Origin of the sequence: Haloferula helveola (assembly GCF_037076345.1) — a bacterium.
GTDB classification, from domain to species: domain Bacteria; phylum Verrucomicrobiota; class Verrucomicrobiia; order Verrucomicrobiales; family Akkermansiaceae; genus Haloferula; species Haloferula helveola.
This window is the reverse complement of record NZ_AP024702.1, coordinates 2778431-2790860: the sequence shown is the minus strand read 5'-3', so window position 1 is coordinate 2790860 and position 12430 is coordinate 2778431. Positions and strand designations below refer to the sequence as shown.

At 63.7% G+C, this 12430-nt stretch carries 10 protein-coding genes; 8 read left to right on the top strand and 2 right to left on the bottom strand.

All coding sequences use genetic code 11. The features are described from left to right. Window positions 1–101: 101 nt before the first annotated feature. Both HAHE_RS10250 and sppA read left to right on the top strand, forming a co-directional pair. On the top strand, window positions 102–452 hold the full coding sequence (locus HAHE_RS10250; RefSeq protein WP_338690738.1) for a YkvA family protein: 351 nt from the start codon (window positions 102–104) through the stop codon (window positions 450–452). Window positions 453–639: 187 nt separating this feature from the next. Then, the gene (gene sppA, locus HAHE_RS10245; RefSeq protein WP_338690736.1) at window positions 640–2412 is read left to right on the top strand and encodes a signal peptide peptidase SppA; all 1773 of its coding nucleotides are present in this window, start codon (window positions 640–642) and stop codon (window positions 2410–2412) included. 67 nt (window positions 2413–2479) lie between these two features. Here the strand turns inward: sppA and HAHE_RS10240 are convergent, their stop codons facing one another. Continuing rightward, window positions 2480–3916: a DUF1501 domain-containing protein gene (locus HAHE_RS10240; RefSeq protein ID WP_338690734.1), complete on the bottom strand. Its 1437-nt coding sequence runs from the start codon at window positions 3914–3916 to the stop codon at window positions 2480–2482. Further along, a complete protein-coding gene (locus HAHE_RS10235; protein ID WP_338690815.1) occupies window positions 3913–6303 on the bottom strand; it encodes a PSD1 and planctomycete cytochrome C domain-containing protein in 2391 nt (796 codons plus the stop codon). The genes HAHE_RS10240 and HAHE_RS10235 overlap by 4 nt, the downstream gene beginning before the upstream one ends. Before the next feature lie 381 nt (window positions 6304–6684). On the opposite strand from HAHE_RS10235, the gene HAHE_RS10230 reads away from it, so the two are divergent. From HAHE_RS10230 to HAHE_RS10205, 6 genes are all read left to right on the top strand, one after another. Next, window positions 6685–6888 (top strand): hypothetical protein, encoded by a 204-nt coding sequence (locus HAHE_RS10230; protein WP_338690733.1) that lies wholly within the window; start codon window positions 6685–6687, stop codon window positions 6886–6888. A gap of 60 nt (window positions 6889–6948) precedes the next feature. Next, window positions 6949–8160 (top strand): VCBS repeat-containing protein, encoded by a 1212-nt coding sequence (locus HAHE_RS10225; protein ID WP_338690732.1) that lies wholly within the window; start codon window positions 6949–6951, stop codon window positions 8158–8160. Between the two features lie 49 nt (window positions 8161–8209). Continuing rightward, complete coding sequence (locus HAHE_RS10220; protein ID WP_338690731.1) at window positions 8210–9379, top strand: right-handed parallel beta-helix repeat-containing protein; 1170 nt, start codon at window positions 8210–8212, stop codon at window positions 9377–9379. A gap of 143 nt (window positions 9380–9522) precedes the next feature. Further along, window positions 9523–10599 (top strand): Gfo/Idh/MocA family oxidoreductase, encoded by a 1077-nt coding sequence (locus tag HAHE_RS10215; protein ID WP_338690730.1) that lies wholly within the window; start codon window positions 9523–9525, stop codon window positions 10597–10599. Between the two features lie 10 nt (window positions 10600–10609). Continuing rightward, a complete protein-coding gene (locus HAHE_RS10210; protein WP_338690728.1) occupies window positions 10610–11845 on the top strand; it encodes a DUF1080 domain-containing protein in 1236 nt (411 codons plus the stop codon). Between the two features lie 105 nt (window positions 11846–11950). Further along, window positions 11951–12400, top strand: a complete 450-nt coding sequence (locus tag HAHE_RS10205; RefSeq protein ID WP_338690727.1) for a type II secretion system protein — start codon at window positions 11951–11953, stop codon at window positions 12398–12400. Window positions 12401–12430: the final 30 nt, after the last annotated feature.

The window sequence follows — 12430 nt, the reverse complement described above, 5'->3', positions numbered from 1 at the left end:
GGAAACAACCTTGCGCCAACCGCGTTGCTCTTCATCGTTCTGGCGGCCGCGTCGGACCGCTTCGCCAATTCCGCAGGGCGGCACCCGCGCAGACAAAACGCATGGAAGACCAGGATCACTCAGACGAATACTCGGAAGACTCGCTTTGGAAGAAGCTCGGCGGCTTCGCCCGGAATGCGGGCATCGAGGTCGTGGAGAAGGTGCTGACTCTCTACGAGGCCCTCAAGGATGAGGACACTCCGAAGTGGGCGAAGGGCACAATCATCTCTGCCCTCGGCTATTTCATCGCACCGGTCGACGCGATCCCCGACCTCGTCCCTGTCGTCGGCTTCTCCGACGACCTCGGTGCGCTCGCGGTCGCCTTCGGCATCGTCGCCGCCCATGTGAAACGGGAGCACATCGACCGCGCCAAGCAGACCATGCAGCGCTGGTTTCCCGACAGCGGCGAGTGAAAGGTAGGGACGACCGCCCCGGTCGTCCGCGGCTCGAAGGGGTCTGAGAGCCGAACAGGTAGACCTACGGCCAGCCGAGGGTGACCGACCACCCCGTCCATTCCAATTGCCCGGCCACTTCGGAAGTGAATTCCCGACGGATCCGGTGTAGGTCGACGCTAAACCTCGGAGACACGTCCCACATTCCATGAAATCGCCACTCCTGATCCTTGCCGCCACCGCTTCATTCGCGCTGGCCGATGAAAAGCCGATCGTCGCCGTTTACGATCTCGAAGGTCCTCTGTCCGAAAGCGGAGTCACCTCAAACTCGATGTTCTCGATGGAGTTCAGCCCCGAGCGGCCGCTGACCTTCCACGACCTGACCCGCGGGCTCAAGATGGCCGCCGCCGATCCGGAGGTCACGGCGCTCGTGCTCGACGTCGATGGCGCGACGCTTGGCCTCGCCCAACTCGAGGAACTCCGAGGCCACCTCGCTGACGCCCGCGAAGCCGGCAAGGACGTGTGGCTCTACAGCGACTACTACTCAAACAAGTCCGCCCTGCTCGGCTCCGCCGCCAACCACTTCGTGCTCATGCCCGAGGCCGGCGTCGACTTCGCCGGCATCGCTTCGGAGTCGATGTACTTCAAGGGCCTGCTCGACAAAGCCGGCCTGCAGGCGGACGTCATCCACATCGGTGACTTCAAGAGCTTCGGCGAGGAGTTCTACCGCACCGGACCGAGCGAGTTCGCCGCCAAGCAAACCGAGGAACTGATCGACGGTATCTTTTCGGAAATCACCGGCACCGTCGCCGAAGGCCGCAAGCTGGAGCGCGAGAAGGTCCTGTCGCTGGTCGACCGAGGCACCTTCACCGCCAGCGACGCCAAGGAAGCCGGACTGGTCGACGACCTCCAGTACCGCACCGACTTCAATGCCAAGCTGCGCGAGGAATACGCCGAAGCGAAGTTCGACCGCGAGTACGGTTTGCCGGATCTCGACGGTCCCGACCTCGACAGCATCTTCGATGTCTTCAAGCTGATGATGAGCTCGGCCGACGACTCGAAGTCGAAGGACGACTACGTTGCCGTGGTCGCTCTCGAAGGGGGTATCTCCGACCAGTCGATCGCGCCGGTGCGCGCCGCGATCGTCAAGCTGCTGAAGGACGAGCATGCGAAGGCGATGGTCCTGCGGGTCGATTCGCCCGGCGGCTCGGCGCTTTCCTCGGAAGTGCTGTGGGAAGCCACCGACGAGTGGAAGGCGGCCGGACGTCCGTTCGCGGTTTCGATGGGTGGCGTCGCGGCCAGCGGTGGCTACTACGTTTCCGCCGGAGCGGACCGCATCTTCGCCGAGCCCGGCACCATCACCGGATCGATCGGAGTCGTCGGCATGAAGTTCGTGATGGCCGGCGCGATGGACAAGCTCGGCATCACCACCCACACGATCCAGCGCGGCAAGCACGCCGACGCGATGTCGATGACCGAGCCGTTTTCCGACGAGGAAGCCGCGATCATCCGCCAGTCGATGCTCGACGTCTACGGAACCTTCAAGAAGCGCATCACCGATGGCCGCGGTGACCGACTGAAGGGCGAACTCGAGCCGATGGCCGGCGGCCGCGTCTACACCGGACGTAAGGCGCTCGAGCTCGGCCTCGTCGATGAACTCGGCGGCCTGACCGACGCGATCGAATGGGCAGCCAAGGAAGCCGGCATCGAGGGGGCCGACTCCAAACTCCGCCCCGAGCCGAAGAGCGCCTTCGAAGGCATGTTCTCGAAGCCGGAAAAGAACAAGGATGGCGAACTTGTCCGCATGAGCAGCCGACCCGCACCGGCGGCCGACGCGGTGCGTGCGATCGTCCGCGAAGCCGGACTCACCGCACTGCCGGAACCCGCCCGTATTTCGGTCGGCCGAGCCATGGAACGCATCCAGGCGATCCAGGAGTCACGCATCCAGCTGATCGGTCCGGACGTGCGGATCGGTTGGTGATCGACAGCGCGATCGGGAGATCGCCACTCGGACGGACTTCGGCCCGGGGAAGAGCCCCGGGCCTTTTTCATGCCATGGCCTTCCGGACGAGATGGCCGTGAACGTCGGTGAGGCGGTACTGGCGGCCTTGGTACTTGAAGACGAGCTTCTCGTGGTCGACGCCGAGCAGATGGAGGATCGTCGCATTGAGGTCGTGCACGTGGACCGGATCCTCGACGATGTTGTAGGAGTAGTCGTCAGTGCTGCCGATGGTCACGCCCTTCCGCACGCCGGCGCCGGCAAGCCACATCGTGAAGCATCGCGGATGGTGGTCGCGACCGTAGTTCTCGCGGGTGAGCTTGCCCTGTGAGTAGATCGTCCGTCCGAACTCGCCACCCCAAACGACCAGCGTGTCTTCCAGCAGGCCGCGCTGCTTGAGATCTCGGAGCAACCCGGCCGTGGCGTGGTCGGTATCGCGGCACTGGCCCGCCAACGCCTTCGGCAATCCGCCGTGGTGGTCCCACCCCTGGTGAAAGAGCTGGATGAACCGCACACCGCGCTCGGCGAGACGTCGGGCGAGAAGGCAGTTGGCGGCGTAAGTTCCGGGCTTCTTGACGTCCGGACCATACATGCCGAGCACCGTCTCCGACTCGCCGGAGACATCGGTGAGCTCCGGCACGCTGGCCTGCATGCGGAAGGCCATCTCATACTGCGCGATCCGTGCCGCGATCTCCGGGTCGCCCACGATCCCATGGCGCCGCTGGTTGAGTGCGGCGAGGTCGTCGAGCATGTCACGACGGCGGACCCGGTCGATTCCGGCGGGATCCGAAAGATAGAGCACCGGATCGCCGGCATTGCGGAACTTCACTCCGGAATGCTCGGTCGGCAGGAAACCCGCGCCCCAGTAGCGATCGGCCAGCGGCTGGTCGTTCGGGCGACCGGTTCCGCGCGACGTGAGCACCACGTAGTTCGGAAGGTCGCTGTTGCTACTACCGAGACCGTAGGACACCCACGAGCCGATGCTCGGACGGCCGGCGAGCTGGGATCCGGACTGGAAGAAGGTCACGGCCGGGTCGTGATTGATCGCCTCGGTGTGCATCGACCGGATGATGCACAGGTCATCGACGATCTTCGCCGTCTCCGGCATCAGTTCGCTCACCCACGCACCACTCTGGCCGTACTGGGCGAATTTGAACTTCGATGGTGCCACCGGGAGCGTCTTCTGCCCCGAGGTCATCCCGGTGATGCGCTGACCCTGACGGATCGAGTCCGGCAGCTCCTCGCCGAATCTCTTCTCAAGCATCGGCTTCGGGTCGAAGAGGTCCATCTGCGACGGAGCACCCGACTGGAAGAGATAGATCACCCGTTTCGCCTTTGGCAGGTGATGCGGCTTGTCGAGCAACGGCACACCGCCCATCGCGTTCGATCCGAACATCGAACCCAGCGCGGCCAGACCGAAGCCGTGGGCGGACGAGCGGAGAAACGTGCGCCGGTTCAGCGCATCCTGGAGCGAGAGCGGGTTCATCCTTTGGTGATCACTTCGTCGAGATTGAGAATGACGCTGGCGGCGGTGGCCATGGCCGCCAACTCGGCAGGGTCGTGGCCATCCGAAACCGGGGCCTCACCGGTCTGCAGCAGCGCGTTCGCCTCTTCGGGATTCTGTCGGTAGAATTCCAGACGACGTTCGAAGCCGCTGACCAGCACCTTGACCTCCTCCGGATCCGGCTGGCGGGCGGTCGCGCACTTCCATCCCCACGCCAACCGCACTTCCGGCGTGTCGCCGTGTTCCATCATGCGCTCGGCGAATCTCCGCGACGCCTCGAGATAGGTCACGTCGTTCATCAACGCCAGCGCCTGCAGCGGCGTGTTGCTGCGCGAACGGCGGACGACGCAGACCTCGCGGCTCGGCATGTCGAAAAGCGTCATGCCCGGCGGCGCCGCGGTGCGCTTCCAGATCGTGTAGAGACTGCGCCGATACTGCCCGCCATCGGTGTCGTGTTTGTAATTACGAAGGTTGCCGTAGAAGTTCGTCTCGCTCCAGATCCCCTCCGGCTGGTACGGCCGCACGCTCGGCCCGCCCAGCTTCGGGTTGAGCAGGCCGGAAATGGCCAGCGCCTGGTCGCGCACGATCTCGGCCTGCACCCGGAAGCGCGGACCACGCGACAGGAAGCGGTTGTCCGGATCCTTTTCGAGCTTCACCGAGTCGACGGTCACGTCCTGCCGGTAAGCATCGGTCATCACCATCGTCTTGAGCATCGCCTTGACGTCCCAGCCGCTCTCCATGAACTCCGCCCCCAGCCAGTCGAGCAACTCGGGATGGCTCGGCCAGTCGGCCTGCACGCCGAGGTTCTCGCTCGACTTCACGAGACCCGTCCCGAAAACGAGTTCCCACAGTCGGTTGACCTGCACGCGCGCGGTCAGCGGTTGCTCGCGGCTGACCAACCAGCGCGCGAGTCCGAGGCGGTTCATGGCCTCTCCCTGCGGAAGCGGGGGCAGGAACGCAGGCAAGTCGGCCTGAACCTCCTCGGTCCGGTTCTGATACTCGCCGCGGTCCAGAATGAAGGTCTTCCGCGGGGCTTCCATCTCCCGCATCACCATGACGGAAGCGAACTGCTTCTCGACCTGCTCGTGCTTCTTGCGGAGCTCGAGATTCCGCTTCTTCAGTTTCTGAGCCTCCGGTTGCTTGAGCCCCTGGATCTGCTTCTTGAGACCGGCGTCGGCATTGCCACCACGCTCTCCGAAGGCGGTCTTGGCGAGTCCGTGGAGGTTCTTCGGCAACCACGGCAGGAGTTCCTTCTCACTGCCCTCAATCTCCTTCGCCAGTCGGGCCAGCTCCGCCTCCTGCTCCGGAGACGCGAGTTTCAGCACCGGTTCGAAATTCCCCTGACGACCGGGCCCCTTGCCCTGCTCCGGGACGTTGTGGAAGAAGGCGAAGAACTCGTAGAACTCGCGCTGCGTGAGCGGATCATACTTGTGGTCGTGGCAACGCGCACAGCTCAGCGTAAGTCCCAGCCAGACCGAGCCAACCGTGTCGACCCGGTCCATCACGTTCTCGACGAGCCATTCCTCGTCGAGGGCACCGCCTTCGGTGTTGATGCGGTGGTTGCGGCAGAAGCCGGTCGCGACGACCTGGTCCTCGGTCGCCCCGGGCAGCATGTCGCCGGCGATCTGCTCGATGGTGAACTCGTCGAAGGGCTGGTTGGTGTTGAACGCGCGGATCACCCAGTCACGCCATGGCCATTGGTAACGCTCCCAGTCGGCCTGAAAGCCGTGGCTGTCGGCATAGCGCGCGCCATCGAGCCACCACATCGCCATCCGCTCCCCGTAGTGGGCCGAGGCCAAAAGCCGATCGACCTGTCGCTCGTAGGCATCGGGGCGCTTGTCTCGGACGAAGGCATCGACCTCCTCGACGCTTGGCGGCAGGCCGGTGAGGTCGAGACTCAGGCGACGTAGCAAGGTTTCGCGCGACGCAGGAGGATTGCCATCGAGCCCTGCCTCTGCCCGGCGCTTCTCGATGAAGGCATCAACCGCCGCCGGCCCCTCTCCGCCTCCGGGAGCCTTCGGGCGTTCGACAGTCTGAAAAGCCCAGTGGCCCTCGTATTCGGCACCTTGCTCAATCCAGCGGACCAGCAGCCCCTTGTCCTTCTCGGTGAGCTGAACCGGATGCCGGGGCGGAGGCATTACCTGCTCCGGATCGGCGGCATGGATCCGACGCACGAGGTCGCTGGCATCCGGATCGCCCGGAACAATCGCCCGCACACCATCTCGCTCGGCGAACGCGCTTTCGGGGTCGTCGAGCCGGAGCCCGGCCTCGACCGCAGCCTCGTCCGCACCATGGCACGCGAGGCAGTTGTCCGCGAGAATCGGCCGTACATCGCGGTTGAAGCGGACATCATCCGCGAGCGCCGGCACAATTGCCAACGCCGGGATAATGCATCGCCACCCGAATTTCATCATAAAATCTGTCAGCGACAAACGTGTGAGCTCCCCCATTCCTTGCATGGCGGAACCGGGCGGAAGGGGCCCAGCCCCGCCATTTCAAGCACTTCGAGTCGCTGCCGGCACCTTGGGTAAAAGTCGTCCGAGTCCGCAGAGGTTTCACAAACACGCGCGATCGCGTCGTGACTTTCGCAAATCCGGTCGCTAGGATCCCGTCCCGGAACTCCCCATTCCGTCCCCCCACAACCCCCATCCCCCATGTCCCCCGACTCATCCCTCCCCCAGGGTCCCGGGCGCCACGCCCTGTTGGCCCGGTTAACGGCCGCGTTTGGCGGGGGCCTTTGCGCCCTCGGCATGATTTCCTGCGCGCCGACCGGAATGCCCGCCTCCGGCATCGCCGTCAGCTCGATCCGGAGCGATGAACGACTTTCAAAAGCCGAGTGGGACTGCGGCTCACTCCAGGTATCCGGAGATCCCGTCGTCCTGTTCGGCGACTTGAAACCCGACTACTTCGCCTCGCTGCTGCGCCGCCTGCCTGAGCCAAAGGAAATCCGGTAGGGCCCCGATCCCCCGAACAGCCGCCGGTGCCGGGCACGTATTGATGGCCCGATGAGTTCCATGAAACTCCGCCGCTGCTGGTTGGCGACCTTCCTGCTCGCCACCATCGAGCCTTCTTTCGCCGCCGAAACGTGGAAAGACTTCGCGGGCAAGCCGGGACCGGGCGGCTGGCGTTGCCACGTGATCCAGCCCGACCCGAAGGACCACGGACCGGACGGGATCAACTTCCATGATTGGGACGGCGACGGAGACATCGATGTCTTCGCCAACTACGAGGAAGGAAAATACAGCCGCCTTTACCTCAACCCGGGAAAGGAGAAGGCGCGTGGTCTCTGGGAGGACTCCATCGAGTTCCGTCACGGCCCGTGCGAGGACTCGGGCATCGGGGATCTCGATAACGACGGCGACATCGACTACGTCGCGAACGGCGGAATCATCTACTTCAACCCGGGCCCGGAAACACTCCACGATGCGGACACTTGGCCGCGGATCACGCTTTTCCGGGAAGAGCAGCGCGTGCCCGTCGTGGCCGATGTCGACGGCGACGGGCTCAATGACCTGATCGTCGGCGGACGTTCCTGGTTCAAGCAGCCGGAGACCGGGAAGCACGGGGCCGAACACTGGATCCGCTACGAGCTGGGTGAGGCGAAGTGGCCGATGAACTGCCTGCCGCGTGACGTCGACAAGGACGGCGACACCGACATCGTCGTGGCGGACCGCCGCAAGGAGATCTTCTGGTATGCGAACCCGGGGAAGGAGCGCGTGACATCAAAGTGGCCGCGCAAGCCGCTCCATCCCCACGGTCCGATGTTCGTCGCCATGGGGGACATCGACGGCGACGGCCGTGAGGACATGGCGATCGCCGGCGGAGCCGAAGGCAAGGACCCGTGGAAACTCAAACTGACCGTACTGCTCCGCACCAACGATTCCGGCGATCCGACCTACCATGAGATCCGCATCGACCAGCCCTGCGGCAATTTCCCGAAGGGCGTCGGTCTGCTCGATCTCGACGGCGATCCGAAAACCCTCGAGATCGTCGTCCTGCCGAAGCAAGGCGACCTGTGGACCGCCTCCTTCAGCGGCGACCCGAAGGACGCGGCGAACTGGAAGGCTGCGCCGCTCCCCACTCCGGGCTCCGAAACCCGCAAGAAGATGGACAACGTTTACCTCGCCGACCTCGACGGCGACGGAGATCTCGACATCACGACGACCGAAGAGAATGGCGGCTGGGGCGTGATCTGGTTCGAGAATCCGGCCGAAGCTCGAAAGTAGGAGCAGCGGGTCTTCGTTCAGCACCCCCTATGACCCAATCCATTCGCTGATGATTTCCAATCCCACACGTATTCTCCCGATCCTCTGTCTGCTTGCAGTGGCTGTCTTCTCACCCGCCCGGGCCGACACCCTGCGCTGGAACGTCCAGTCGGAGTTCGGCATCACCGCCAAAGGAGTCGGACAGGCCATCTCGAAGGCGAAGAAGCACTTCGGCCAGAAGCCGGATGATACCATTGTCCTTGAGTTCGACGCGGGCACCTACCAACTCGACGGCAAGGACTCCGACTTCGGAACGATCGACCTGAGCGGAGTCGAGCCCGGCCCGAACGGTCGGCTCGTTTTCCAAGGTGCGGGGATGGACAAGACGGTGCTGGTCTTCAGCGACAACGTCCACGCGATCGCCGGACGCAAGGTCTTCCGCGTGACGATGGCCGACATGCACATGACGCGGCGCAATTACACGGTCAGCCAAGGGACCGTGGTCGAGTCGGCGAGGGGCAGACTGGTTCTGGACATCCAGAACGGCTTTCCCACCCCGGCCGACATCTTCAACCCGCAGAGCGACCAAGGGCGCTACGTCCGTGAGTACGTCAACAGCAAGACCGATCCTCAACTGGTGGTAGAGAACAACCCGCAGTATGCGTGGCGCGAGGCCGTGCCACTGGGCGGACAGCGTTGGCAGCTCAACCTCGTGAAGAGGAATGCCGTGCCCCACTATGCGAAAGGCGCGCTGCTCGGCATCAAGTCCAAGCACGGTGGCCAGACTTATTGGCTGATGGGAGGGTCCGACTTCATCTTCAAATCAGTCAAATGGACCCACAAGACGCGCGGCGTCTTTCGGGGCGGGTTCGACAGGATCCAGGTCCTCGACTGCGTGACGGATCGCGCGGCTCCCATCAACGGGCAAACCCCTTGTCTTGCCGCCCCGGGTGGCGGGCCGCAGATCGGACAACCGTGGGACCCGCCAACTACCGGCAACGTGGTGAAGGATTGCCGTTTCATCGCATCAGGCGACGACGCCGTCGCGTTCTTCCACGCCAAGGGCGAGATCTCCGGCTGCTACATTCAGGACGCGTTCGCCCGTGGCATCCTCGCCTCGAACAGCCCGGAGGCGGTCATTGAGAACAACTCCCTCGTCCGCTGCCCGCTCCAGCGCAGCAAGGACCACAAGCTTCGCGGCAAGCTGTCCGACATGATTCCGGAGAAACCCGGCAGCTGAGGTTCGGGAGCGGCGAAAGTGAGGCTTGCCGACACCGGCTGCGCTTCCGCTCGCCAAAGGGCGTCGGACAGGCCAAGTTTCCGCCGATTTCTCACCTGACACCGAAACATTCCGTCAGCTCACCTCGTTTTCCCGCCCCAATCATGACCAAACCAATCCGAGTCCTCTGCGTCGGAGCCGGCCACATGGGCCGCTCGCACGCCCTCGCCTACCACAACATCCCGGAGTTCGAGATTGCCGGCATCTGCACCCGTTCGGCCGGATCCCGTGAGAAGCTGAATACCGAGCTCGGCGGCGGCTACGAGCTCTTCGATGACTTCTACAAGGCGCTCGAGGCGACCAAGCCGGACGCGGTTTCGATCTCGACCTATCCCGACACCCACGCTCCCTACGCCAAAGCCGCTTTCGAAGCCGGCTGCGATGTCTTCATCGAGAAGCCGCTCGCGGATACCGTCGCGGAAGCCGAGGAGATCGTGGCGACGGCCAAGAAGACCGGCCGCAAGCTGGTCATCGGCTACATCCTCCGCCACCACCCGTCGTGGCAGAAGTTCATCGAGATGTCCCACGACCTCGGCAAGCCACTGGTGATGCGGATGAACCTCAACCAGCAGTCGTCCGGCGACAACTGGGAGACCCACAAGAACCTGATGGCGTCGATCTCGCCGATCGTCGATTGCGGTGTGCACTACGTCGACGTGATGTGCCAGATGACCCGCTCGAAGCCGGTCCGCGTGTCCGGCCTCGGCGCGCGACTCAGCGACGAACTGCCGGAGGGCAAGATCAACTACGGTCACCTGCAGGTGACCTTCGAGGACGGCTCGGTCGGTTGGTATGAAGCCGGCTGGGGTCCGATGATGTCGGAGACCGCCTTCTTCGTGAAGGATGTGGTCGGCCCGAAAGGCTGCGTCACCATCGAGGCGCGCGAAGCCGCGGGCGAGGGCGCGTCGGCCGACGTCGACGCCCACACCAAGACCAACACCTTGCGGCGCCACTTCTCGGAACTCGACGCCAACAACCGGTTCGTGAAGCAGGACGAGTGGACCGAGACCGGGGATGAACCGGATCACGACGAACTCTGCCGTCGCGAACAGGACTACTTCCTGAAGGCGATCGTCGAGGACGTCGACCTCACCGACCACATGGACGACGCGATCAACTCGATGAAGATCGTTGATGCCGCCGACCGTAGTTTCCGCACCGGACAAACCATCGAACTCTGAAACCAAGACCATGAAATTCCTGATCCCGATCATCGCGCTCACCGCCGCCGCCCTGGCGGAGGAAGCCCCCATGAAGTTCGTCCCGATCTTCGACGGCAAAACCCTGGATGGCTGGAAGGGCGACGGCTACGTCGTCGAGGACGGCGCCATCGTCTGCACACCGAAAGGCCGCAACCTGGTGTCCGACAAGATCTACGCCAACTACGTCCTCGACTTCCAATTCAAGCTGCCGCCCGGAGGCAACAACGGCATCGGCATCCACTACCCCGGCCAGGGCGATGCCGCCTACACCGGGATGGAACTCCAGGTCCTCGACAACACCGCGGAGAAGTACAAAGGCAAGCTCAAGCCCTACCAGTTCCACGGATCGATCTACACCATGGTCCCGGCCAAGCAGGGCTTCCTCAAGCCGGTCGGCGAGTGGAACCAGCAGAGGATCACCGTCCATGGCCCGCACGTGCGTGTGGAACTGAACGGCACCGTGATCACCGAGGCGAATCTCGACGAACTGAACAAGAAGTTTCCGAAGCACGAGGGCGCCAAGCGCCGCGCAGGCCACATCGCGATGTGCGGCCACGGCGACAAGGTCGCGTTCCGCGGATTCAAGATCTGCGAACTCCCGCCCGCGGCGAATATCGACGGGGTAAAGTCCGCCGGCTTCACCCAGATCTTCGACGGCAAGACGCTCAAGGGCTGGAAGGCCCCGGCAGGCGCCGAGGGCCACTGGAATCCGGTCAACGGCATCCTGAAGTACGACGGCCGCAGTAAAGACCTCTGGAGCGAGAAATCCTACAAGGACTTCACCGTGGTCTTCGACTGGCGCTGGGGCGCACCCGGCAAGATGATGGATCGCCCGATCATCGGACCGGACGGCAAGGAGACCGGCGAGAAGGTCAAGGTGCAGGAGCTCGACAGCGGCGTCTACCTGCGTGGCAGTTCGAAGAGCCAGGTCAACCTGTGGAACTGGCCGGTCGGATCCGGCGAGGTTTACGGCTACCGGACGGACGGCAAGCAACCTGCCGAAGTGCGCGCCGGCGTCACTCCGACGGCGAAGGCCGATAAGCCCGTGGGCGAATGGAACCGCATGATGATCACGGTGAAGGGAGAGAAGCTCACCGTCGTTCTCAACGGCCAGACGGTGATCGAGGACGCCTTGCTTCCCGGAATGAAGCCGGAAGGACCGATCGCCCTCCAGCATCACGGATCCCAGATCGACTTCGCGAACATCTGGATCAAGGAACTCTGAGGCAAACGCCCGGAATCGTTTTTCCCAAGCCCCTCCGCGATCACGGCATCGCGGCGGGGCTTTTTCGTGTTAGTTTGAATGCCTCCCCCCAAACATCCCCCCAATATGAAATCCGCATCCCCCCTGCGGACGAGAAAGCCGGCCGGCTTGACGCTACTCGAATTGACCGTAGTGATCGCCGCCCTGCTTGCCCTCGTCACCGTAACGATGTTCGGTGCGCGCGGCTGGCGCCGCGCCTCCGACCGAGCCGCCTGCGTCATCAACATGCGCAACGTGCAAGCAAGTGTCCGTGCCTACCAAAACATGTACGGATACTCGGACGGCACGATCCCGTATGCCGACCACGGCACCCAGTCGATCGTCGACCACCTGTACTCGAAGGGCTACATCCAGGAGCCTCTCTACGAGATGGTCAAAGGCGTCCGGACCTGCCCCGGTGGTGGCGAATACCTCATCAAACACGAAGAGGTTTTCCCTCCCAGCAACGAGCTCTACCTGACCTGCTCCTTCGAGGCCACGCAGCGTCACGAGATGCCCGCGGACTGGAACTGGTAAGCCGGAGGTAATCCCCGGAACAACCCGGTG